Raw genomic sequence first — 22,517 nt, forward strand, 5'->3', positions numbered from 1 at the left:
GCGTCGCAGCCATACATGAAAGCTGCGCGTCAAAGCGTCGCGATGTACCCCGTCAATCGATGGGACTGGTAGAATCGCCGCCGGTTCACATGAGGTTTTTCCATGCACGATCCCCACAGCGAACGCATGAGTGGCAGTGAGACGCGCGCAGCAAGCGGTCTGGCCCTGGTGTTCGCCTTCCGTATGCTTGGCATGTTCATGGTGTTGCCGGTACTGGCGACCTATGGGATGGACCTGGCAGGCGCGACCCCGGCCCTCATCGGGTTGGCGATTGGCGCTTACGGCCTGACCCAGGCGATCTTTCAGATTCCTTTCGGCTTCATTTCCGACCGCATCGGTCGACGTCCGGTGATTTACCTGGGGCTGATTGTCTTTGCCCTGGGGAGCGTGCTGGCGGCCAATGCCGATTCGATCTGGGGCGTCATTGCCGGACGCATCCTGCAGGGCGCCGGGGCGATTTCCGCGGCGGTCATGGCGTTGCTGTCGGACCTGACCCGGGAGCAGCATCGGACCAAAGCCATGGCCATGATCGGCATGACGATCGGTCTGTCGTTCGCGGTCGCCATGGTTGCGGGACCGTTGCTGACCCGTGCCTTCGGCCTGTCCGGGTTGTTCTTCGCCACCGGCGGTATGGCGCTGGTCGGTATCGTCATCGTGATGTTCATGGTGCCGCGCGCCACCGGGCCGTTGCAGCACCGCGAGTCCGGCGTCGCGCGTCAGGCGCTGATACCGACGCTCAAGCACCCGGACCTGCTGCGCCTGGACCTGGGCATTTTTGTGTTGCACGCGATGTTGATGTCGAGCTTCGTGGCATTGCCCCTGGCCCTGGTCGAAAAAGCCGGTTTGCCCAAAGAGCAGCATTGGTGGGTGTACCTGACCGCGCTGCTGATTTCCTTCTTCGCCATGATCCCGTTCATTATCTACGGCGAGAAGCGACGCAAAATGAAACGAGTTTTACTCGGCTCCGTCGTGACGCTAATGCTCACTGAGCTATTCTTCTGGCAGTTCGGCGACAGCTTGCGGGCTCTGGTAATCGGCACGGTGGTGTTCTTCACCGCATTCAATCTGCTGGAAGCCTCCTTGCCATCGCTGATCAGTAAGGTTTCACCGGCAGGCGGCAAAGGCACGGCGATGGGGGTTTATTCCACCAGTCAGTTCCTCGGTTCGGCACTGGGCGGGATCCTCGGCGGCTGGCTGTTCCAGCACGGCGGTTTGTCGGTTGTGTTCCTGGGATGTGCCGGGCTGGCTGCACTTTGGCTGGCCTTTGCTGTTACCATGGGCGAACCACCTTACGTCACGAGCCTGCGCTTGCCGTTGTCGCCCGAAGCGATCCGCGAAGCGGGTCTGGTTGAGCGCCTGAAGGCCGTCGTAGGGGTAACAGATGCAGTGATCGTTGCTGATGAAGCGGCGATTTACATCAAATTGGACACCGAACTATTGGATCGCACAACCCTTGAGCGCCTGGTGAACAACCCGGCCGAGGCAGCGTGCGTAGCCTAGGAGAACGTTATGGCCCGTGGGGTTAACAAAGTCATATTGGTCGGCACTTGCGGCCAGGATCCCGAAGTTCGCTACTTGCCTAACGGTAACGCCGTGACCAACCTGAGTCTGGCGACCAGCGAACAGTGGACCGACAAGCAAACTGGTCAGAAGGTCGAGAAGACCGAATGGCACCGTGTGTCGATGTTCGGCAAGGTTGCGGAAATCGCCGGCGAATACCTGCGTAAAGGTTCGCAGGTCTACATCGAAGGCAAGCTGCAGACCCGCGAGTGGGAAAAAGACGGTATCAAGCGTTACACCACTGAAATCGTGGTCGACATGCAAGGCACCATGCAACTGCTGGGCGGCCGTCCACAACAGGGCGATCAACAAGGCGGGGGCAATAACTACCAGCAATCTGCTCCACGCCAACAGGCTCCGCGCCCGCAGCAGTCGGCGCCGCAACAGTCGCGTCCGGCTCCACCGCAGGCCGCACCGCAACCGGCTCCGGATTTCGACAGCTTTGATGACGATATTCCGTTCTAAGAAGCAGCTATCCAGTCAGTAATAAAAAAAGCGAAGCCATCTGGCTTCGCTTTTTTGTGGGCGCTGTTAACGGGATAAAGTAGTCATGCTGGCCCGCGCCATGTGCAGTTTTTTGTAGCTGTCGATCAGGCGCAGGTGTCTATCGAGCCCCTCCAGTTTCATGCTGGTCGGCGTCAAGCCATGGAAGCGCACGCTGCCGTCCACTGATCCGATCGCTGCATCCATTCGCTCGTTGCCAAACATCCGGCGGAAATTGGCCTCGTAATCCTCCAGTTCCAGGTCTTCGTCCAGTTTCATCTCCAGCACCACGTTCACGGCCTGATAGAACAAGCCACGTTCAACGGTGTTGTCGTTGTACTGCAGGAACATTTCCACCGCCTCTTTCGCCTCTTCAAATTGCTGCAAGGCGAGATAGATCAGCAGCTTCAACTCCAGGATCGTTAACTGACCCCAGGCCGTATTGTCGTCAAATTCGATGCCGATCAAGGTGGTGATGTCGGTGTAGTCATCCAGCTCACTTTCCACCAGACGCTCAACCAGCGATTGCAGTTCGTCCTCGTCCAGGCGATGCAGGTTCAGGATATCGGCACGGAAAAACAGCGCTTTGTTGGTGTTATCCCAGATCAGATCGTCTACCGGATAAATTTCCGAATAGTCCGGCACCAGGATGCGGCAGGCCGTTGCGCCGATATGCTCGTAGACTGCCATGTACACTTCCTTGCCCATGCCTTCGAGAATGCCGAACAAGGTTGCGGCTTCCTCGGCATTCGAGTTTTCACCCTGGCCGGAGAAGTCCCACTCCACGAACTCATAATCCGACTTGGCGCTGAAGAAGCGCCACGACACCACGCCGCTGGAGTCGATAAAGTGCTCGACGAAGTTATTGGGCTCGGTCACCGCATGGCCTTCAAAAGTCGGCAGGGGCAGGTCGTTGAGACCTTCGAAGCTGCGGCCCTGCAACAATTCGGTCAGGCTGCGTTCCAGCGCCACTTCCAGGCTCGGATGCGCGCCGAACGAGGCGAACACACCGCCGGTACGCGGGTTCATCAACGTGACGCACATCACCGGGAATTCACCCCCCAGGGACGCATCCTTCACCAACACGGGGAACCCCTGTTCTTCCAGCGCCTGAATACCGGCCAGTATCCCGGGGTACTTCGCCAGCACGTGAGCCGGCACATCCGGCAGGGCAAATTCACCTTCGATGATTTCGCGTTTTACCGCGCGCTCGAAGATTTCCGACAGGCATTGCACCTGGGCTTCGGCCAGCGTGTTACCGGCACTCATGCCGTTGCTCAGGAAAAGGTTTTCAATCAGGTTGGACGGGAAATACACCACTTCGCCGTCCGACTGGCGCACGTACGGCAGCGAGCAGATGCCGCGCTCTTCATTGCCCGAGTTGGTGTCGATCAGATGGGAACCACGCAGCTCGCCGTCGCGGTTGTAAATCTTCAGGCAGTACTCGTCGAGAATTTCGGCCGGCAGTGCATCTTTGCGGCCAGGCTTGAACCAGCGTTCGTCCGGGTAATGCACAAACGCTGCGTTGGCGATGTGTTCGCCCCAGAACTGGTCGTTGTAGAAGAAGTTGCAGTTGAGTCGCTCGATAAACTCGCCCAGCGCCGACGCCAGCGCGCCTTCCTTGGTCGCACCCTTGCCGTTGGTAAAGCACATCGGCGAGTGCGCATCGCGGATATGCAGCGACCACACATTGGGCACGATATTGCGCCACGAGGCGATTTCAATCTTCATGCCCAGGTCCGCCAGAATGGCCGACATATTGGCGATGGTTTGCTCCAGCGGCAGATCCTTGCCGGCGATATAGGTGCTCGCCTCTGAGTGGGAAGCAGGCATCAGCAAAGCCTGGGCATCGGCATCGAGGTTGTCCACTTCTTCGATCACAAACTCAGGCCCGGCTTGCACCACTTTTTTCACGGTGCAACGGTCGATGGAACGCAGGATGCCCTGGCGGTCCTTGTCGGAGAGGTCCGCCGGCAACTCGACCTGGATCTTGAAAATCTGGTTGTAGCGGTTTTCCGGGTCAACAATATTGTTCTGCGACAGGCGGATGTTATCCGTGGGGATATTGCGCGTGTTGCAGTACAACTTCACAAAATACGCTGCACACAGCGCCGACGAAGCCAGGAAGTAGTCGAACGGACCCGGTGCCGAGCCATCGCCCTTGTAGCGGATAGGTTGATCGGCCACCACCGTGAAGTCATCGAACTTGGCTTCAAGTCGAAGGTTGTCGAGAAAGTTGACCTTGATTTCCATGGGGGATTACCAGAATAACGGCTAAACGAATGGCCGCCATTATCCGGCATTTCAGCCGTAAGTCTTGTGGGTGTCTTGATATATGTCCGCATCGGCGATGGATGGGTCAATCGAGTATCAGGTGTGGCAAGAACCGGCTCGAATCCTTGGTGATCAGACTATTGTCTTCCCGCACGCCGATCCCCGCCGCCTGATCCCCGATTACCCAGGAGCCGATCAGCGTGTAGCTGTCGCCAAACTTCGGCAGCGGGGCAAACTCCTGAAGGATGAACGGCGCATCGGTGTAGGGGCCGTCCTCTTTTACGATCAGACCTTCAGCGGTTTGCAGCTCAATGTTGGCGCCTTCCCGTGAGAAAAATGGCTTGCGCACCCAACCCTTGGGCACGGCTTTGCCCGGGTCGGCATCCAGGTGCGCCGCGAGCAGGTTCGGGTGACCTTTGTTGAACTCCCACAACAACGGCAGGATACCCTTGTTGGAGATGATCGATTTCCAGGCCGGCTCGAAAAATTGTGTATCGCTCTGGGCAATCGCAGCGCCGAAGGGTTCGTGGAAGATGAACTCCCAGGCATGCAGCTTGAACAGGTGAGGGATCCAGCGATCTTCGAGGTCGACGAAACGTCCGTCACGGGTGAGGCCAATGTCCTCGATATCAATGTGCCGAGATTCGATGCCGACTTTTTCCGCGACCAGGCGCAGGTAATCGGTGGTGCCCTTGTCTTCGACCGAGTCTTTCATCGAAGCGAAATAGAAGGGCTGTTTGAGCTGCAGTTGGGCAAAGGTCTGATGCAGCTTGGTGTCGATGCTGTTGAACTGGTCGGCCTGCCTGGGCAGCAAGCCGCGTTCGATGCACTGCTCCAGCCAGCCCCACTGAAACGCCGCGGCCTCATACAGGCTGGTCGGCGTGTCGTAATTGAGTTCCAGCAGCTTGGCGGGCCCGGTGCCGTTGTAGGAGAAGTCCATGCGCCCATACAGGTGCGGGTGGCCTTCGAGCCATGATGTGCGAACCATGTCGTAGAACGGCGCGGGAATGCTCAGGCGATCCAGCAACTCCTCGCTCTGCACCACGCGGGCCACCAGGTCCATGCACATCTCATGAACCTCGGTGGTCGGGTCTTCGAGATCGTTCTCGATCTGCTTGAGCGTGAACTGGTAGTACGCGCTCTCGTCCCAATAGGGCTCATCGTCGATGGTATGGAACAGAAAGCCGAGGCTTTCGGCGGTCTGTTTCCAGTCATGACGTTCTGCGCAGAGGATTTTCTTCATGGCGCTCGTTCCTTAACTGCTCGATCGGCCAGCGCTGCTCGAACCGCCCCAACCGCTGCGGGCACTGGCTTTGCTGCCGAAGCCGCCACGGGAGGTGGATGAGTCCACGGACATCGGCTTGCTGGCGGAACGGATTGAATCGGCGTAGCTGCTGGTGCCGTACCTCACCTGATTGGACTTGGTAAAGGTTGAGCCCTTCGATATCCGCTGGTTAAGCGTTGAGGAGGCGTAGTTGCCGCGATCATCGCGGTAGCGGTAGACCGGTTCGGAGTAATAGCTGTTGCGGTTACTGCTCAGCATGTTGCCGATCAGCAGTCCGGTCAGCAGGCTGCCGGTGGAAAAGCCCGAACCGCCAGTGTTCGCTTCCGAGGCGGGCAATTGTGCCTTGGCGGCGTCCACCTGGGATTGCGTGACCTCGCCATCGGCGGTCAGTTCGAAACCACCCAGCTTGGGGATGAACTTGCCGGCGGAATCCTGCTGGCACCAGTCGGCGACAAAGTCGGCATCGCAATCGGCCTGGTTGTCGTACACCGGCGCGATGCGGCGATGCTGGGCCATGGCGGTCATGTAGGCGTCAGAGCAGACGTCCACCGGGAGCTTTTCATCGGCGCATTGCTGAACGGACTGGAAATTGTACTTCTTCTGCACCGGGTAGGTTTTTTCCGCCTGCCCGCAGCCTGATATCGCCATGGCGACCGACGCTGCCAGCGAGAGCTGAACGTACTTGCTTCGTTTCATCGCAATCTCCGTGGCGCAATCAGTTCTGGGAAGGGGTCATGCACGCGGCGTTCAACATGCCGACGCTGATGGCCACTGCCGCGATATAGATGCCCGCTGCGATTTCGCCTTGCTTGATGCGCTCAGAGGCGCCTTTGAGCACCAGGCTGGTCACCAGAAACGCCAGCAGTTGAACGAACGCGGCGATCACTGCCCAGACAACGAAATCCAGAATGCTGATCGAGTAGGCAATCACATTACTGGCCGGAATGGCGAAACCGATGATGGCGCCCCCCAGCGCGATTGCGGCGGCAACGTTGCCCGAACGGATCAGTTCGAACTCCCGGTGCGGTGTGATTCGGGTGTAGATGAACTGGAACAGCGCGAACAGCACGGCGGCGCCGAGGATGTACAAGACAAACCCGAGCACGGCGGCTTTGTTCAGGGAGATGGAGAGCGCTTCAAGCATGGACTTCTTCCTTTTTTAAAAAGTGTTCAGGTCAGTGGTGTACAGCGAAATGCCCAGCGAAGTGCTCAAACTGATGGTGCCTTCGGCGTCTTCTTCAACGGAAAACAGCAGGAATTCCCGGCGATCGGTCAGGCCGGTTTCGCGGGCGTACAGCATCGAACGGTGCTCGATACTGTAGGACTCATCCGGATTTTTCAGGTGTTCGCTCAACGCCACCAGTTCCGTCTGACCGTCTTCGGTGCCCCACTCGCGGGTGTATTCGACACCGTTGTGGGTGTAGGTCGGCAGGCCGATCAGGCTTTGAGGGCCGGCCAGCCGACGCAGCTCAGTTTCACTGTTGATGGTGATGTAGCTGAGGTAGTTGAACAGGATTACCGACTCGACTTGCCCGGCGATGTCGCCAGTGGTGTGCACTTGCAGCCAGTGGTCTTCGTCGTTCATGTAATAACGCGACAGCCAGGTCGACTGCCCGAGATCAATGGTGCCGACGCTCCATATTTGCTGAGAGCCCGGGATGACCACAGCGGTTTTTTCGTCGAGCAACAACTTCAGGGTTGTATCGAACATCACGCCCTTGCCCATTGCCAGGCCCAGCGGACCGATGACGGGCAGGGTTTCGTTGGCTGTCCACTTCGATTCCGTATTCGCTTTCGGGGCCTCAAGCCCCATCAACTGTTTAAACCATCCCATTGGAGATTTCCTTGAGGCGCGTGGAAGCGATGTAGAAGAGTTCGCCGCCCTTGACGCGAGTGGCGCCGGGCGGGTTGATCGAAGGTTGTCGGGCGCCTTTGGCGCGGTAGCCGATAAGGGTCGCGTTGTGCTGTTCTTTCATCTGAGCGTACAGATCGCCGAAGGTTGCTTCGAAGGTCTCGGGCAGCTTCATCAGGTATTGGGTGGCGCCTTGACCCACGCACAGCAATTCATTAATGACCGCTGACGAGCCCGGATCCTGAGAGGCGCGCACCAGCATCTCGATGGCCATGCTTGAGGTGCATTCCAGGCTGGGTGCGTAGGCGCTGGCGAGCGCCGCGATTTCACTTTCATTGAAGTGGGCGACCACATGCCCGGCAGGGCCCAGTTGATTGACCGCCAGCACAGTGGCCAGGGTCAGATCGTCTGAATGGGTTCGCACCAGGACGCGCTCGGCGCCGGGAACGCCGGCGCGCAGTAACAATGCACTGGAGGACAGGCTTTCGCCTTTGATAAAGGACGCTTTACCCGGCATGGGGTTTTCGTCGAGGTCGCAATCGCAAATGACGATCAGGTTGTCATTGGACGTTTCGTCCTGCAGCAACAACTCAATGACCCGCTCGCTGGACGCGCCTTCCCAGCCGATGAGAACTGTGTGGCCGACCTGGTCGGTGAAATCGCCTTTGCCCTTCATGCCTTTTCTCCATACATCGATGACGCTGCTGGTGGTTTTGCCGATGGCTGCCGTCAGCAGCGCAATGCCGCCGAGCATGACCCAGGTCGCCACGAAAATTCGTCCGGCTGCTGTCTGTGGCGCAAGATCGCCGTAGCCGACGGTGAGCGTAGTGGTGAGATAGAAGTAGGTAAACGTGGCGGGGGCGATGAGGTGTTGTTCGCCCAGAAGCACCAGGCCCAGCCAGGCTGTGGTCAGATGTACGCCCAACGCAATGGCCAGGCCTGCCCAGCCGAAGCGATGGAAGAACGACGAGACGTATGTGCGCAACAAAAGGAAAATCGACATGACATCCCTGACTCCGTGGGGGCTCGTTCCTGGCGACTGTGGCGAGGGAGCAAGCGCCCTCGCCACAGGTTCGATGCGCTTGACTGACTGGCATCAGGACAATAAATGCCCTTCCTTCTGCACGGTGACCAGGTTACTCAGCCGATTTTTTCTTCAGGCGTTCCAGGATCGCATTGGCGCTGCCTTCGTTCGGCGTGATGCCGGCTTCGCGCAGCTTGCGCTCCAGGTCGGTGCCGGTCGACGCGTCGGTCAGTTCGTCCTGGGCTTGCAGTTCAGCGGCGCGTTGCTGCTGCTTGGCCTGCAAACGATTCAGCGTACCGACGGCGGTTTCCAGCTTGCCGTTGGCGCCGCCACTGGCGATCGAAGCGCTGACCTGAGCTTTCTGCACGCTTTCACGGGCCTTGGCCATGTCCACTTGCTGGCGCAGGCTTTTGATGCGGTTTTCGGCTTTGGTGATGTCTTTGCGCATGTTGTCAGCATAACCGCCGAATTCGGTGGCCTGCTTTTGCTCGACATCCAGTTCATTGGTCAGGGTCGAAATGGCTTCGGCCACTTCCAGTGCCAGGTCTTCGCGGTTGGCCTGGATCGCGGCCAGGGCCTTGGATTCCAGGTCCTTGATCTTGGCGTTGTATTCGTTGACGCGGTCAGTCGACAGTTTGTGCTTGGCCATGATGGTGACCAGCTCACGCTTGGCGTTGGCCAGCGCGCTGTCAGCATCGCGAATTTCCTGGTCGAGGATGCGCAGGGCCTGTTGGTCGACGATCGATTCGCCGACTTCATTGGCACCGCCACGCAGCGCGGTGAACAATTTGCTCCAGATGGACTGAGTCATTGGATATTTCCTGTTCCCGAGAAATTAAATGAAGAAACGTTCGAAGGCTTCGCTGGCGCGCTGGACGTTGTCGACGAGGGTTTTGACCTCGGTCACGACGTTGGTCAGGCTGGAGTCTGCGCTCAGTGCGCCGAACATGTTGTAAACGATCTGCCCGTTAGGCATGGACTCGATACCGATCGAGGACAGCGGGAACATTTCCCGGCTGCGCAGAACGGCATCGTTGAAGGCCGGTACGTCGTTGATCGACTCGACATCGACCAGCACGGTATCGACGATGATCTGATCGCCAACCACTGCGATGTAAATCGGCAAGCCACCGAAGTCGTTCATTTCCAGCTTGATGCTGGACTCGGCGCCTTGAACGAGGGAGAGGGTGATTTCGTTCGCAACCACTTCGTCGAGGGCCTGAAGGGCGCTGTAGAGGCGATCGATGTTCCAGTTATTACCTGCGCTCATGTAATTCTCCGACATGAATGAGCCAGCCAGAATCGGTTGGCGTAGCTGTTTCTCCATCTGCTTGAGCAGGCTTCGATTTTCGGGAAGCACCCAAGTCTCGTGTTTCACATAACCGGCGGCACCCAGGCCCGCGCGCATCTGCTTCATGTAGAAGCTGGATGGTTTTTTCGCGGAGGGTTTCGAGCGCTCTCCCTTGCGGCTCGCTGAATCGGTAACAGACCCGGCAGGCGGATCTGATGGCGAGCTGCTTTGCATGGCACTGACCTCGTAGTGAAAAAAGCTCACGCGTGATAACACTACAGGCAATTTTTGCAGCCCTCAATAGCTCACGCGTGAGATTTTTTCGACTGTCGACCTGTGGGGGCGGGCAAGCCCGTTCCCACAGTTCCTCACCTTAACCAGCCAGAAAGTCGTCGGCAGACACCACGCTTGCATAAGCAAAACCCAACGCCGACATGAAGGCGGCGTGCACATGAGCTGCGGGAACCGTCAGACCATTGAACTCCAGGTCAAGGGTGGCGCAGGCATCGTGGACGACAGTGACGGTATAGCCCAGATCGGCCGCAGCGCGAGTGATGCCGTCGATGCACATGTGGCTCATGCTGCCGACGATCACCAGATGTTCGATGCCTTGCTGGTCGAGGATCGACTCCAGCTCTGTTTCACGGAACGAGTTGACGAAATGTTTGAGCACTACCGGTTCGTCGGCGCGGTTGAGGACTTTGGGGTGCAGCTTCGCGCCGTCGGAGCCCGGAGTGAAGAACGGTGCGGCATCGGAGGTGAATTCGTGACGGATGTGCACCACCGGATCACCGGCTTCGCGAAACGCCTGAATCAACCGTGCGGCGTTGTCCGCTGCGGCGTCGGCGCCCACCAGCGGCCACTTGCCCTGGGGGAAGTAATCGTTCTGGATGTCGACTACGATGAGTGCTTGCTTGGCCATGACTGTTTCCTTGAGTGTGTGTTGGTGTGGAATGCAGTATTGGCGCTGGCCCTCTGTTCGAGGATTGGCCGCACCGACAATAGAAGGGGGAAAACTGACAATGGGCGTGGAAAGGGCAGTCGCCGAACTGGGGGTGTTGATCTATCCCGGTGCGCAGATGGCGGCAGTGCATGGGTTGACGGATCTGTTCGGCGTGGCCAACCGGATCGCTGCCGAGCATCAGGCGGCACAGCTGCCGTTGCTGCGGGTCAGTCACTGGCAGGTCGACGGCGATCAAATGCCAGAGCGGGTCTACGACAGTCATCCTGGCCCGGTCGGCGCGCTGGTCGCGGTGTTGATCCCGCCGTCGATCGCCGGTTTTTCCGAGGGGCAGGCGCCCCAGGGCCTGATTCGCTGGATTCGTCAGCAACACGCCAACGGCGCGACCCTCGGCGGGGTTTGCGTGGGGTCTATTCTGTTGGCCGAAAGCGGCTTGCTCGACGGCCGTAGCGCCACTACTCACTGGACCTCGGCCAAGACCTTCGCCGAGCGTTACCCGGCGATCAGGCTCAAGGCCGACACGCCCATCGTCGACGACGGTGACCTGATCACCACCGCCGGGCTGATGGCCTGGTCAGCGCTGGGGTTACGGCTGGTGGACCGTTTGCTGGGGCCGAGTATCGCCACTGGCACGGCACGGTTTCTGGTGTTGGAACACAGCGACAGTGCGAGCGAGTGCGGCAGTAACTTTTCGCCGATTCTCAGCCACGGCGATGGGTCGATTCTCAAGGTTCAGCATTGGCTGCAAAGCACTGGGGCGGTCGATGTTTCGCTGGCGGCGATGGCCGAACGGGCGGGGCTGGAAGAACGCACCTTCCTGCGACGATTCCGCGCGGCGACCGGGTTGAAACCCACCGAGTACTGCCAGCACCTGCGCGTCGGCAAGGCGCGGGAGATGCTCGAGTTCACCAATAGCACCATCGATCACATTGCCTGGACCGTGGGCTATCAAGACCCGAGTGCGTTTCGCGCGACATTCAAAAAGATTACCGGGTTGGCGCCGAGTGACTATCGGGCACGGTTTGGGGGGACGCCAAACGCAGGCGTGGCTCGTTCATAAGCTCTATTCCACATGGAGCAGGTGACAGGTTTGAATCGTGCAAAATGCCGGAGGTCGTGCAGAATAAAACAGGCCTGGTGCCATCATGCATTTCGCAACCAGCTGATTTGAAAACCATTTCTCTCCGGTCATCGTTGGCCTGATCCCTGCACGCCTCCAGCTACATTTATCAAGCGCAGATTGAAGGGGAACGCATGACCCCAACAAACCGCAAGAAACTGGTACTCGCCCATTCGGTGCGACCCGATGCCCCGCTGCACGAAGTCGAAACCAATCGCGCGCTGGCCCGTTGGCTGGCGCGGATCGTCGGGCTTGAATACGGCGGCAGTTTCGATCCGCAACTGCATAGCGGCCGCGACCTTTATCTGTTGCCGACCCAGACGCTGGTGGGCGCCGCTGCCGCCCGGCAGCTGGGCGTCAAAGGACCGGAGGATTTGTGGGGCGGTTACGTCGACCACGCATTCATCTGCACCAAAGCCATCAGTCATGGGCTGTTGAACCGCTATGCGTTCGCGCCCGAAGGCTGGGCGCCGTTGTTTTCCGAACGGGTACGCAGTGTCGTGCTCGATGGCCTCAGCGTGTTCTCCCTGGACGATGCGCGCCCGGCAGCGGAGCACCTGCTCTACAGCGGCCCGATCCGCGTCAAGCCGATTCATGCCTGCGCCGGGCGCGGTCAGGAGGTGATCAAAAGCCTCGACCAGTTCGACGCTGTCCTCGCTCGCCCCGATGCCAAAACACTGTTCACCGAAGGCGTAGTACTGGAGCAGGACTTGACCGAGGTGATCACCCATAGCGTCGGCCAAAGCTTCATCGGCGACAAAGTGTTGAGTTATTGCGGTGATCAATACTTGACCGAAGACGGGGAGGGCGAGCAGGTTTATGGAGGGTCCAATCTGTTGGTGGTGCAGGGTTATTACGAGGACCTGCTGGCGCTGGCGCTGCCGGATGACGTGAGGCTGGCGATCCAGCAGGCGCAGGTGTTCGACAGCGCGGCGGATGAAGCCTACCCCGGTTTCTACGCCTCGCGGCGCAACTACGATATTGCCCAGGGGCTGGACTGCAACGGCCAACAACGCAGCGGCGTGCTCGAACAGTCCTGGCGTCTGGGCGGTGCCAGCAGTGCCGAAGTCGCGGCGCTGCAAAGCTTCGTCAACGACCCCGGACTGCGCGCGATTCGCGTGTCGTCGGTCGAAACCTATAGCGATCAACCGCTGCCGGAGAACGCCATCGAGATCTACCGTGGTCCGGCGCAACACAGTGACTTTCTTCTCAAGTACGTAACGGTCAACACCTATGACGGCTAGAAGCGAAACCATTCAGATCGACATCGACGATGAACAGATGAGCGGGACCTTTCTCAGCCCCAAATCGAAAGTCCCGGGTGTGCTTTTCGTCCACGGTTGGGGCGGTAGTCAGGAACGCGACCTGGAGCGCGCCAAAGGCATCGCCGGGTTGGGTTGTGTGTGCCTGACGTTCGACTTGCGCGGCCACACCGGCGGGACCGGTATTCCGTTGTCCCGGGTCACCCGCGAAGACAACCTGCGCGACCTGCTGGCGGCCTACGACCGCTTGCTCGCCCACCCGGCGCTCGACACGTCCGCGATCGCGGTGGTCGGCACCAGTTATGGCGGTTATCTGGCGGCGATTCTGACGACGTTGCGCCCGGTGCGTTGGCTGGCCTTGCGGGTGCCGGCGCTGTATCGCGACGATTTGTGGCACACGCCCAAGCGTGAACTGGACAAGGTCGATCTACGCGATTACCGCAATACGCGGGTCCGCGCCGACAGCAATCGCGCACTGCATGCCTGTTCGCAATTTACCGGGGATGTGTTGCTGGTCGAGTCCGAAACCGACGCCTATGTACCCCCACGCGACCATCATGAGTTACCGCGCCGCGTGTCAGCAGACCCACTCGCTGACCCACCGGATCATCGACGGTGCCGATCACGCCTTGAGCGACCCGGTCTCGCAACAGGCGTACACCTCGATCCTCGTGGGCTGGGTCACCGAGATGGTGGTGGGCGAGCGGTTGAGTCTTATTCAGTCATCGTAGAAAGATCGCATTTTAATCCCGAGGTTTTTTCGAGATCCGCAACGACTTGGCCCTGGCTTCCACCACCAGATACATGACTACGGTTATCAACAGCGGCAGGATGAAATAGATCGCCCGATAAGCAATCAACCCCGCCACCAGGCTTCCCCGGGAAACCTGGTGTTGCAGCAGCGCCACGAACACCGCCTCCAACACACCGAGCCCGGCCGGAATGTGGGTGAGGACCCCGGCAATGGCGCTGATCAGCAACACACCCAGCACCAGCGGATAGTCCAGTTTGCTCGGCAGCAACGTGAAGATCACCGCCGCCATCAGTGACCAGTTCAGCGCACCAAGGGCCAGTTGCAGGATCGCCATGCGCAGCGACGGCAGGTCGATTTCCACGCCGCGAATCGACCATTCCCGGCGCCTGGAAAACCGACAGGCCGCCAGGTACCCCGCGCTCAACAGCAGCAACAACACGCCCACGCCTTGCAGCGCGTCGCTGCTCAGTTTCCAGCCCGGCGGCATTCGCACCAGGCCGCTGCTGAACACCGCGCCGGCAATGACCATGTAGCCGAACCAGTTGGTCGCCAGGCTCAGCCCGAGGATTTTCGCGATGTTGCCTTTGCTCACGCCGAGCCGCGAATACAGCCGATAACGCATGGCGACGCCACCGACCCAGGCGCTCAGGTTGAGATTGAAGGCATAGCTGATGATCCCCACCGGGAGGATCTGCCGCCAGGACAGGTTTTGCCGGATGTAGGTGCGCCCGATCAGGTCAAAACAGGCGTAGACCAGAAAACTCGCCAGGGTCACTCCTGACGCGATGATCAGCGTGCGCACCTTGAAATCGGCCAGGGTATCGAACACTTCACCCCATTCGATGCGCTGGGCGAGCATCGTGAACAGCACGATCAACGCCAGGAAAAACAGCATCGTCAGCGGTCTTTTCCAGCGGCGCCAGTGGTGTTTGCCCGGCGTGTCGGAGTGCGGGGCAGGCTGCGCATCGGAATGGCTCATGCCTTGGCGCTCCCGGTCGGATGGGTGAAAGGTTTCAGACGCGCTTTGTGCGCGGGTAGCCAGCCGGCCCACGCCGGGAAATGCCGCAGGAAGTGAAACACCAGAAAGCCGATGGTCATGTCCCAGACGCGTCCGCGAGGGGCCGTGTCCGCTGACATGACCTTGCAGTGGTGGCTGCTCAACTCGTCGAGACGCTCGAACAGGTCACGGTTGAAGGCGCGGTCGCGGATCAACACGTTGGCCTCCAGGTTCAGCGACAGGCTCAGCGGGTCGAGATTGCTTGAGCCGACGGTGCTCCAGTCTTCGTCAACCAGGGCAACTTTGCCATGCAGCGGGCGGTCGCAATATTCGTAGATCACCACCCCGGCCCGCAGCAGGTAGTCGTAGGTCATGCGCGCGGCGAGTCTGGCCACCCGCAAATCCGGCTGCCCCTGAAGAATCAGGCGCACCTCGACCCCTCGGCGCGCCGCATTGCGGATCTCGCGCAGCAACCGATAGCCGGGAAAGAAGTAGGCGTTGGCGATCACCACGCGCCGCCGGGCACTGCGCAGTACCTGCAAATACGCTTCTTCGATATCGCTCTGGTGTTCTGCGTTGTCGCGATACACCAGCCGCACCTGACCATCGTGATCGTTGACCGCCAGTTCCGCGCGCCGTTGCCGACGGCGTTGCCACCAGTACTTGGCCCGGGCCGGGCGACCGCTTTGCCGTAGGGCGTAGTGATGAATGTCGGCCACCGCCGGGCCTTGCACTTCAACCGAGTAATCCTGTTTGGCCTCGGGGCCGAAGTCGGCCAAATGGTCGGCGGAAAAATTGATGCCGCCGAGGAACGCAATCGTGCCGTCGACCACCACAATCTTGCGGTGCAGACGGCGGAACCAGTTGGTGCGGATGCCAAAGTGACGCGGGGCGGGGTCGAATATTTGCAGGCGCACACCAGCACTGCTCAGGGCCGCGAGGAACTCGGTACTCAGTTCGCCACAGCCAAAGCCGTCGAGGCTGACGGTAATACGTACGCCACGTTGCGCAGCTTGAATCAGGATCTGTTGAAGTTCGTTGCCGACCTTGTCTTCGAAAACAATGAAGGTTTCCAGCAGGATTTCACTCTGGGCCTGGCGCAGCGCTTCGAACACCCTTGGAAAGTACGCCTCGCCGTTTTCCAGCAATTCGACCCGGTTGTTCCCGTGCCAGCCGTATTCGACGTCAGTCACCGCAGGCTCGCGCGCCGGGGGCGGTGAGGAAACCTGTTCGACCGTGGCTTTTTCCATCGATGGACTGTTCATAGCTCGATCTCCACCGATAGCGGGGCATGGTCGGAAAGGTGTGACCAGGGCCGTGCGGCCAGCACTTGAGGATGGCTGGCCTTGAGGTTGCGCACGTAGATACGGTCCAGGCGTAACGCCGGCCAACGCGCCGGGAAACTGCGCGCCGGTTTGCCATGCCGCTCGGCGAACACCTCACGCAAACCGCAGGGCTTGAGCAGTGCATCGGCGCGCTGGCGCCAGTCGTTGAAGTCGCCGGCGACGACCGCTGGGGCATCCTGCGGCAACGCTTCCAGACGTTGGGTCAGCAGCTTGAGTTGTGCCATCCGGTGGCTTTCGCGCAGCCCCAGATGGACGCAAATGGCATGCACTTCCCGGCCGTCGCCGGGCATGCGCAACACGCAGTGCAGGATTCCACGGTTTTCATGGCCGCTGATGGAAACGTCGAGGTTGTCGTGGCGGATGATCTGGAATTTCGACAACAGCGCATTGCCGTGATCGCCCGCCGGGTAGACCGCGTTGCGTCCGTAGGCGAATTGCGGCCACAGGGTATCGGCGAGGAATTCGTACTGGGGCATCGCCGGCCAGTTGTTGTAGCGCCGGGGATGATGCTCGTGGGTGCCGTGAACCTCCTGCAAAAACACCACATCGGCGGACACACTGCGCACCGCTTCGCGTAACTCGGGCAGGATGAAGCGCCGGTTGAGCGCGGTAAAACCCTTGTGGGTGTTGACCGTCAGCACGGTGAAACGGCTCACGGTGCTGATGATGGGTTGCTGTTCATCTGTCGTGCCGAGCGGATCGGGAATGCTCATGGCAATACTCCTTCGGCAGCCGGCTCGCCGAGGGCGGTGACAAGGTCTTTGTCGAGATGGAAACGCTCAAGCAGGCGGCGGGCATCGAAGGGCGCACGGACTTTGATGTCGTTATCGAAATAGCAGAACACTTCCCGGGATTTGCGTGCCTTGGGCTTTTGCCGGGGCGCGATCAGTTGCGGGTCCGCCGGCTGCTGGCCGTGATGCCAGGCGTCGATCCGCTCGCCCCAGCGTTTCAGCGCTTGCGGGGTGTAACCGCTGGCGTAGAGTTCTTCGGCGCCGTGCAGACGCAGGTAGACGAAATCACTGGTGAGGTCTTCGCGATACGGCCATTTGCCGGCGGTGTCGGCAATCACCAGCGCGGTGTTGTAGCGTTTGAGCAGGCGGACAAAGGCGGGATCGACGAAGCTCTCGTGGCGGATTTCCACGGCATGGCGTATTGGTTTTTTGCCGTAGGCCTTCAGGCTGGCGTGACCGTTCAGACGCGGTTCGTGCTGACGGGCGAGGGCGGCGGCCTGCTCAGTGTCGTGGGGCAGTTGTTCGAGAAAGCTTTCGAACAGCTCCGGGTCGAATTTGAAGCTGGGCGGAAACTGCCAAAGGATCGGGCCGAGTTTTTCCTTGAGCTCCAGCACCCCGGAGGCGAAGAAATTCGCCAGGGGTTTGTGGATGTCCCGCAAGCGCTTGATATGGGTGATAAAACGCGGCGCCTTGACGCTGAACACGAAGCCCGCCGGGGTTTCGGCGTACCACTGGGCGTAACGTTCGGGCCGTTGCAGGGCATAGAACGATCCATTGATTTCGATGCTGTTGACCGCCCGTGACGCGAATTGCAATTCGCGTTTGTGGGTCAGCCCCTTCGGGTAGAAATCCCCCCGCCAGGGCGTGTAGCGCCAGCCTGAAATTCCAATATGAATCGCCGCCATGTCGCCTCCCATCCTCGGACAACCCTGTCTTTTGATGACTGCGGGGCGAGCGGGAAAGTTTCGACGGGGCTACGGATGGTAAAACTCGACAAAAACACCACCGACCCACATTGGCCGGTGCTGTGTCAGGCATTTGATCGTTCCCACGCGCCGCGTGGGAATGCCTCACTGGACGCTCCGCGTCCGCTTTGGGACGCGGAGCGTCCCTGGCTGCATTCCCACGCAGAGCGTGGGAACGATCAGTGTCGGGTGAGTTTGTTGTGTAGCTCGGCACTGGCCTGCTGATCCTGCTCCAGCCAGAACTGCTGCTTGCCGGCGATCTCGGCGGCGGCTGGCACACCATCGCGATACACCAGTCGATTGCTCGCCAGTGCCGGCACTTTGGCGCCCGGCAACAGAGTGCCGGCGAGGTTCAGCGGATCCACCCCGCACACCGCGATCAAACTGCCGTCATGGGGGCGCCGCCTGACTTCGCGCAGCAATGGTATCGCCTCGGGCAGCGCAAACTGCTCACCGGCCAAACCACTGACAAACCGCCCGCCACGGATCTCACCCCGGGCCTCGAGCCGATGGAACGTGCGCAGCAATTCCCGCCAACTCGGCAACCAGTCCGCCTCACGCTCCAGCAAGCGCCAGAACACCACGCCGTAACGTCGCAGCAAGGTCATGGCGATGTGTTCCAGGGTTTCTATGGGCGTGGACGATGGGCGTTGTTTATCCACAAACGGCGCGGCAGAACCACGGCGTAGCAACGCCCAACGCCCGGCGTCGTCCATCCCGCCGACAAACGCGCCGCGCCCGCGTCGGCTACTGCGATTCTGGCGTTTGCTGGCCGGGGTGATCAGTGCCCGCAGCCCGGCGAAGCTGTCGGCGTTTACCAGCCCGGCACCGACCAGTTCCTGCAAGGCGATTTCCAGTTCCGAGCGCAGCAGATGGGCCTCGTGCATCAGCTCATCGAAAAACAGTGCGCCGTGCTGGCTCAGTGCTTCATGGACTTTTTGTGTCTTGGGCGATAGTTCGCTGACCGCTGTCTGTTCGGTCAAGCTGCTCCACAACCCGACCTGACTGCGCGGCAACAGCAGAATCGGCGTGCTGCGCAGCGCTGTGCTGGCGCTTTTGTTGCGGGCGGTCAGGCGGGTCCAGACCAGTTTGCCGCTGCGACATAGCTCGTCCAGCCAGGTCGCCGAATAGTCTTTGAGCCGCGCCGGCAGAATATCGCTGTCCCATGCCGAAGCGGCGGCGGGGTAGCCTTCGAACTGGCTGATGATCGCCGGCAACACTGCGCTGCCCTGGCCTCGGCTCGCGGTGGAAAGATGCTGCCAGTCGAACAGAAAACGCATGAAATCCTGCAACGCCACCGGCTCGATTTCCCGGCGCAGCCGTTTGACCGTGTAGCGATGAATCCGCGCCAGCAGATGCCGTTCGCACCACTCTTCTTCACTTGCGCGCGGGGTGAATTGCCCGCGCAGCACGTAACCTTCGCGTTCCAGTTGCGCCAGGGCCTGAGTGACTTGAAGCACCGGTAAACCAAGCGGTTCGGCAATCATCTTCAGCGGCAACGGACCAAACGCGCTGAGCCGCGCACGGATCACTTCCAGCACCGCTTCGTCCGGCTCCCAGGTTTCATTGAAGCCGGGTAACGGGTCCAGCGACGGAAACAACGTGGCCTGTGGATAAATCGCCCGCAGGCAGGTCAGTCGCTCCAGTGGCAGCCACAGCGATTGCTTGGCGTTGATCTGCAAACGGCTGGCGCGGCCACTGTTGGCCAGGGTGTTCAGCCAATCGAGCCAATTCGGGTTGGCCCGGGCCTCTGCGTCGGTGATGCATGCCAGGCTCATCAATGCTTCATGCATTTCATCGAGGCCGGTTGGCGTTGGCCAGGCTTCGTCGCGTACCGCGGCAATTGCGTCGGCATCCAGCGCACCGAGGTCGTCGGTGGACTGAGGATCGCTCCAGCGGCGGTTGAGTACCGCCTGAGTGCGCCGCTCTTCCAGCGGCGCATCGTCGAGAAAGGTGTAGGGGCGAGCGCTGAGGATTTCCGCCGCCAGCGGCGAAGGCGCAGGCAGATCGCGGCTGATCAGGCGGATGTCGCCCTGTTCCATGCGCCGCAACAACACCAGCCAGCCTTCGCTGTCCATGGCTTCGTGCAGGCAATCGTCGAGGGTTTGTTCCACCAGTGGATGATCGGGAATCTCGCGTTCACCGGCGAGGTTTTCCACGCAGGCGATCTGATCGGGAAACACGCTGGCGATCAGGTCTTCGCTTTTCATCCGCTGGATCTGCGGTGGTACTTTGCGCCCGCCGCTGTAGCGTGGCAGCGCCAGGGCGACCCCGGCGTTCCAGCGCCAGCGCACGCCGAACAGCGGGGCCTCGAGTACCGCTTGAGTCAGGATATGTTCGGCGCTGTTGCTGTGCAGGTAGCGCCAGACGTCGTCCAGTTCGAAGCTGTGGCTGGTGGACAGCGACAACACGATGGCGTCCTCGCTGGCGGCGGCCTGCAATTCGAAGTTGAAGGTGCGGCAGAAACGCTTGCGCAGGGCCAGGCCCCAGGCGCGGTTGATGCGGCTGCCGAATGGCGAGTGGATGATCAGTTGCGTGCCGCCGGACTCGTCGAAAAAACGCTCCATCACCAGTGTGTCCTGGGACGGCAAGGCGCCGAGGGTCAGGCGGGTCCGGGCCAGGTAATCGACCAGTTGCTCGGCGCTGGCGAGGTTCAGGCCAAGGGTGTCGGTCAGCCAGTCGACGGCTGGCTGCAAGTCGCCGGGTGTGGCGCCGAGCAACTCATCGAGTTGTGCTTGCAGGCGGGCCACGGCGAACGACAGTTCATCGCTGCGACCGGGTGCTTCGCCGAGCCAGAACGGAATGGTCGGCGGCTGACCCTGAGCGTCTTCGACCCGGACCTTGCCGGTTTCGACCCGCAGAATTCGATAGGACGTATTGCCCAGCTGAAAGATATCCCCGGCGATGCTTTCCACTGCGAAGTCTTCGTTGACGCTGCCGATATTCAGCCCCTGAGGCTCCAGCAACACGCTGTAGTCGGCGTTGTCCGGAATCGTCCCGCCGCTGGTCACGGCGGTCAGCTTGGCGCCCCGACGGCCGCGCAGGGTGTGACTTACGGCGTCCCGGTGCAGATACGCGCTACGCATGCCCTGACGACCGTTGTAGCCCTCGGCGAGCATGTGCAATAGCGCCTGATAGTGCTTTTCGTCGAGCTTGGCGTAAGGCGAGGCTTTACGCAGCATCTCCAGCAAGGTCTGCTCCTGCCATTCCTGGCAACTGACCTCGGCGATGATCTGCTGGGCCAGCACGTCCAGCGGTGCTTCGGGGATCTGCAAGGTGTCGAGTTCGCCACGGCGTACACAATCGAGCAGGGCGGCGCATTCGATCAGGTCGTCGCGGGTGGTGGCGAACAACCGGCCCTTGGGCGTGCCGCCGACCTGGTGCCCGGAGCGGCCGACCCGTTGCACAAACCCGGCAATCGAGCGCGGCGACGCGATCTGGCACACCAGGTCGACGTCGCCGATGTCGATCCCCAACTCCAGCGAGGCGGTGGCGATCAGCACTTGCAGCTCACCGCGCTTGAGCCGTTGCTCGGCGTCCAGGCGAAACTCCTTGGCCAGGCTGCCATGATGGGCGGCCACGGCGTCTTTGCCGAGGCGTTCGCTCAAGTGTCGGCTCAGGCGTTCGGCCAGGCGTCGGGTGTTGACGAAAATCAGCGTGGTCCGGTGTTCACGGGCGAGGGCGGCGAGGCGATCGTAGACCAGCTCCCATACGTCGTTGGCCATCACCGCCGATAACGGCACCGGCGGCACTTCTATACCGAGATCCCGTGGGCGGGCGTGGCCGATGTCGATGACTTCGCAGGCGCGATCGTGGCCAACCAAAAAGCGTGACACCGCTTCGATAGGTTTTTGCGTGGCAGACAGGCCGATCCGCACCAGCGGTTGCGCGCAGAGCGCCTGCAAGCGCTCCAGGCTCAGGGCCAGGTGACTGCCGCGCTTGCTGGCGGCGATGGCGTGGATTTCGTCGACGATCACCGTTTGCGTGGTGCCGAGCATCTGCCGGCCGGAATCGGAGCCGAGCAGCACGTAAAGGGATTCCGGGGTGGTCACCAGAATGTGTGGCGCGGTTTTGCGCATGGCCGAACGGTCTTTTTGCGGCGTATCGCCGGTGCGCACGGCGGTGCTGATCGGCACGTCGGGCAGCCCCATCACGCGCAACTGCTCGGTGATGCCGGCCAGCGGGGTTTGCAGGTTGATCCGGATGTCGTTGGACAGGGCCTTGAGCGGCGAAACGTAGACCACCAGGGTTTCGTCCGGCAGGCCATCCGGGTTCTCCAGGCCGCGATGGACCAGATCGTCGAGCACCGCCAGAAACGCGGTCAGGGTTTTGCCGGAGCCGGTGGGCGCGGCGATCAGGGTCGAGCGGCGCTGGCGGATCAACGGCCACGCCCGGGCCTGGGCGGCGGTGGCCGTCGCGAAAGTGTTGCTGAACCAGGCGCTGACGGCGGGGTGAAAACCGTTCAGAGCGCTGTCTGCGGGGATGGGCAGGTTCATGAAGCAATTTATGCGGGTGGGGGCGGGAAGTTGCAAGTACCGCTCAGGATTTGCGTCGGTACTGAGGGGGCCATCGCGAGCAGCACTACAAATCCCCGGGAACTACACTTTACGGA

The 22,517-nt window shown here is 60.6% G+C and carries 18 protein-coding genes and 1 pseudogene; 5 read left to right on the top strand and 14 right to left on the bottom strand.

Features of this window, described 5'->3' with window-relative positions; genetic code table 11:
• The first annotated feature begins 102 nt into the window (after window positions 1-102).
• Together HCU66_RS00165 and HCU66_RS00170 are read left to right on the top strand one after the other, a co-directional pair.
• On the top strand, window positions 103-1,500 hold the full coding sequence (locus HCU66_RS00165; RefSeq protein ID WP_205886468.1) for an MFS transporter: 1,398 nt from the start codon (window positions 103-105) through the stop codon (window positions 1,498-1,500).
• A gap of 9 nt (window positions 1,501-1,509) precedes the next feature.
• On the top strand, window positions 1,510-2,025 hold the full coding sequence (locus tag HCU66_RS00170; protein ID WP_205886469.1) for a single-stranded DNA-binding protein: 516 nt from the start codon (window positions 1,510-1,512) through the stop codon (window positions 2,023-2,025).
• Window positions 2,026-2,091: 66 nt separating this feature from the next.
• Here the strand turns inward: HCU66_RS00170 and HCU66_RS00175 are convergent, their stop codons facing one another.
• The 9 genes from HCU66_RS00175 to HCU66_RS00215 form a co-directional block, all read right to left on the bottom strand.
• On the bottom strand, window positions 2,092-4,296 hold the full coding sequence (locus HCU66_RS00175; RefSeq protein ID WP_205886470.1) for an OsmC domain/YcaO domain-containing protein: 2,205 nt from the start codon (window positions 4,294-4,296) through the stop codon (window positions 2,092-2,094).
• A gap of 106 nt (window positions 4,297-4,402) precedes the next feature.
• Window positions 4,403-5,560, bottom strand: coding sequence for a glutathionylspermidine synthase family protein (locus HCU66_RS00180; protein WP_205886471.1), 1,158 nt, complete (start codon window positions 5,558-5,560; stop codon window positions 4,403-4,405).
• Window positions 5,561-5,572: 12 nt separating this feature from the next.
• Window positions 5,573-6,298, bottom strand: a complete 726-nt coding sequence (locus HCU66_RS00185; RefSeq protein ID WP_205886472.1) for a DUF1190 domain-containing protein — start codon at window positions 6,296-6,298, stop codon at window positions 5,573-5,575.
• Between the two features lie 19 nt (window positions 6,299-6,317).
• A complete protein-coding gene (locus HCU66_RS00190) occupies window positions 6,318-6,746 on the bottom strand; it encodes a DUF350 domain-containing protein (RefSeq protein ID WP_205886473.1) in 429 nt (142 codons plus the stop codon).
• A 15-nt stretch (window positions 6,747-6,761) separates the two neighbouring features.
• Window positions 6,762-7,436, bottom strand: a complete 675-nt coding sequence (locus HCU66_RS00195) for a DUF2491 family protein (protein WP_205886474.1) — start codon at window positions 7,434-7,436, stop codon at window positions 6,762-6,764.
• Window positions 7,423-8,457, bottom strand: coding sequence for a potassium channel family protein (locus HCU66_RS00200; protein WP_205886475.1), 1,035 nt, complete (start codon window positions 8,455-8,457; stop codon window positions 7,423-7,425). The genes HCU66_RS00195 and HCU66_RS00200 overlap by 14 nt, the downstream gene beginning before the upstream one ends.
• Before the next feature lie 133 nt (window positions 8,458-8,590).
• Complete coding sequence (locus HCU66_RS00205; RefSeq protein WP_205886476.1) at window positions 8,591-9,289, bottom strand: PspA/IM30 family protein; 699 nt, start codon at window positions 9,287-9,289, stop codon at window positions 8,591-8,593.
• 24 nt (window positions 9,290-9,313) lie between these two features.
• Window positions 9,314-9,895, bottom strand: coding sequence for a YjfI family protein (locus HCU66_RS00210; RefSeq protein ID WP_205886477.1), 582 nt, complete (start codon window positions 9,893-9,895; stop codon window positions 9,314-9,316).
• A gap of 247 nt (window positions 9,896-10,142) precedes the next feature.
• On the bottom strand, window positions 10,143-10,691 hold the full coding sequence (locus HCU66_RS00215) for a cysteine hydrolase family protein (RefSeq protein ID WP_205886478.1): 549 nt from the start codon (window positions 10,689-10,691) through the stop codon (window positions 10,143-10,145).
• Window positions 10,692-10,791: 100 nt separating this feature from the next.
• Between HCU66_RS00215 and HCU66_RS00220 the strand changes: the two genes are divergently transcribed.
• The 3 genes and pseudogenes from HCU66_RS00220 to HCU66_RS00230 all read left to right on the top strand — a co-directional run bounded on the left by HCU66_RS00220 (window position 10,792) and on the right by HCU66_RS00230 (window position 13,843).
• Window positions 10,792-11,790, top strand: a complete 999-nt coding sequence (locus HCU66_RS00220; protein WP_205886479.1) for a GlxA family transcriptional regulator — start codon at window positions 10,792-10,794, stop codon at window positions 11,788-11,790.
• A gap of 194 nt (window positions 11,791-11,984) precedes the next feature.
• Complete coding sequence (locus HCU66_RS00225; RefSeq protein ID WP_205886480.1) at window positions 11,985-13,094, top strand: DUF3182 family protein; 1,110 nt, start codon at window positions 11,985-11,987, stop codon at window positions 13,092-13,094.
• Window positions 13,084-13,843, top strand: a pseudogene (locus HCU66_RS00230) (alpha/beta hydrolase family protein). Before HCU66_RS00225 ends, HCU66_RS00230 begins: the two are co-directional and overlap by 11 nt.
• Before the next feature lie 12 nt (window positions 13,844-13,855).
• Here the strand turns inward: HCU66_RS00230 and HCU66_RS00235 are convergent.
• The 5 genes from HCU66_RS00235 to HCU66_RS00255 all read right to left on the bottom strand — a co-directional run bounded on the left by HCU66_RS00235 (window position 13,856) and on the right by HCU66_RS00255 (window position 22,401).
• On the bottom strand, window positions 13,856-14,845 hold the full coding sequence (locus HCU66_RS00235) for a lysylphosphatidylglycerol synthase domain-containing protein (RefSeq protein ID WP_205886481.1): 990 nt from the start codon (window positions 14,843-14,845) through the stop codon (window positions 13,856-13,858).
• Entirely contained in the window at window positions 14,842-16,128 is a 1,287-nt protein-coding gene (gene clsB, locus HCU66_RS00240) for a cardiolipin synthase ClsB (RefSeq protein WP_205886482.1), read from the bottom strand. The genes HCU66_RS00235 and clsB overlap by 4 nt, the downstream gene beginning before the upstream one ends.
• The gene (locus HCU66_RS00245) at window positions 16,125-16,922 is read right to left on the bottom strand and encodes an endonuclease/exonuclease/phosphatase family protein (protein ID WP_205886483.1); all 798 of its coding nucleotides are present in this window, start codon (window positions 16,920-16,922) and stop codon (window positions 16,125-16,127) included. The genes clsB and HCU66_RS00245 overlap by 4 nt, the downstream gene beginning before the upstream one ends.
• Window positions 16,919-17,845, bottom strand: a complete 927-nt coding sequence (locus HCU66_RS00250; RefSeq protein WP_205886484.1) for a DUF72 domain-containing protein — start codon at window positions 17,843-17,845, stop codon at window positions 16,919-16,921. Before HCU66_RS00250 ends, HCU66_RS00245 begins: the two co-directional genes overlap by 4 nt.
• Window positions 17,846-18,084: 239 nt before the next feature.
• Window positions 18,085-22,401, bottom strand: a complete 4,317-nt coding sequence (locus HCU66_RS00255; protein ID WP_205886485.1) for a DEAD/DEAH box helicase — start codon at window positions 22,399-22,401, stop codon at window positions 18,085-18,087.
• Window positions 22,402-22,517 lie beyond the last annotated feature (116 nt).

This window comes from Pseudomonas frederiksbergensis, assembly GCF_017114915.1.
Taxonomy (GTDB): domain Bacteria; phylum Pseudomonadota; class Gammaproteobacteria; order Pseudomonadales; family Pseudomonadaceae; genus Aquipseudomonas; species Aquipseudomonas frederiksbergensis_I.

What these genes read in the sequence shown, in the direction of transcription:
- HCU66_RS00165 (WP_205886468.1), top strand. Translation starts at nt 103, where the DNA reads ATGCACGATCCCCACAGCGAACGCATGAGTGGCAGTGAGACGCGCGCA.
- HCU66_RS00170 (WP_205886469.1), top strand. Translation starts at nt 1,510, where the DNA reads ATGGCCCGTGGGGTTAACAAAGTCATATTGGTCGGCACTTGCGGCCAG.
- HCU66_RS00175 (WP_205886470.1), bottom strand. Translation starts at nt 4,296, where the DNA reads ATGGAAATCAAGGTCAACTTTCTCGACAACCTTCGACTTGAAGCCAAG.
- HCU66_RS00180 (WP_205886471.1), bottom strand. Translation starts at nt 5,560, where the DNA reads ATGAAGAAAATCCTCTGCGCAGAACGTCATGACTGGAAACAGACCGCC.
- HCU66_RS00185 (WP_205886472.1), bottom strand. Translation starts at nt 6,298, where the DNA reads ATGAAACGAAGCAAGTACGTTCAGCTCTCGCTGGCAGCGTCGGTCGCC.
- HCU66_RS00190 (WP_205886473.1), bottom strand. Translation starts at nt 6,746, where the DNA reads ATGCTTGAAGCGCTCTCCATCTCCCTGAACAAAGCCGCCGTGCTCGGG.
- HCU66_RS00195 (WP_205886474.1), bottom strand. Translation starts at nt 7,436, where the DNA reads ATGGGATGGTTTAAACAGTTGATGGGGCTTGAGGCCCCGAAAGCGAAT.
- HCU66_RS00200 (WP_205886475.1), bottom strand. Translation starts at nt 8,457, where the DNA reads ATGTCGATTTTCCTTTTGTTGCGCACATACGTCTCGTCGTTCTTCCAT.
- HCU66_RS00205 (WP_205886476.1), bottom strand. Translation starts at nt 9,289, where the DNA reads ATGACTCAGTCCATCTGGAGCAAATTGTTCACCGCGCTGCGTGGCGGT.
- HCU66_RS00210 (WP_205886477.1), bottom strand. Translation starts at nt 9,895, where the DNA reads ATGAAGCAGATGCGCGCGGGCCTGGGTGCCGCCGGTTATGTGAAACAC.
- HCU66_RS00215 (WP_205886478.1), bottom strand. Translation starts at nt 10,691, where the DNA reads ATGGCCAAGCAAGCACTCATCGTAGTCGACATCCAGAACGATTACTTC.
- HCU66_RS00220 (WP_205886479.1), top strand. Translation starts at nt 10,792, where the DNA reads ATGGGCGTGGAAAGGGCAGTCGCCGAACTGGGGGTGTTGATCTATCCC.
- HCU66_RS00225 (WP_205886480.1), top strand. Translation starts at nt 11,985, where the DNA reads ATGACCCCAACAAACCGCAAGAAACTGGTACTCGCCCATTCGGTGCGA.
- HCU66_RS00235 (WP_205886481.1), bottom strand. Translation starts at nt 14,845, where the DNA reads ATGAGCCATTCCGATGCGCAGCCTGCCCCGCACTCCGACACGCCGGGC.
- clsB (WP_205886482.1), bottom strand. Translation starts at nt 16,128, where the DNA reads ATGAACAGTCCATCGATGGAAAAAGCCACGGTCGAACAGGTTTCCTCA.
- HCU66_RS00245 (WP_205886483.1), bottom strand. Translation starts at nt 16,922, where the DNA reads ATGAGCATTCCCGATCCGCTCGGCACGACAGATGAACAGCAACCCATC.
- HCU66_RS00250 (WP_205886484.1), bottom strand. Translation starts at nt 17,845, where the DNA reads ATGGCGGCGATTCATATTGGAATTTCAGGCTGGCGCTACACGCCCTGG.
- HCU66_RS00255 (WP_205886485.1), bottom strand. Translation starts at nt 22,401, where the DNA reads ATGAACCTGCCCATCCCCGCAGACAGCGCTCTGAACGGTTTTCACCCC.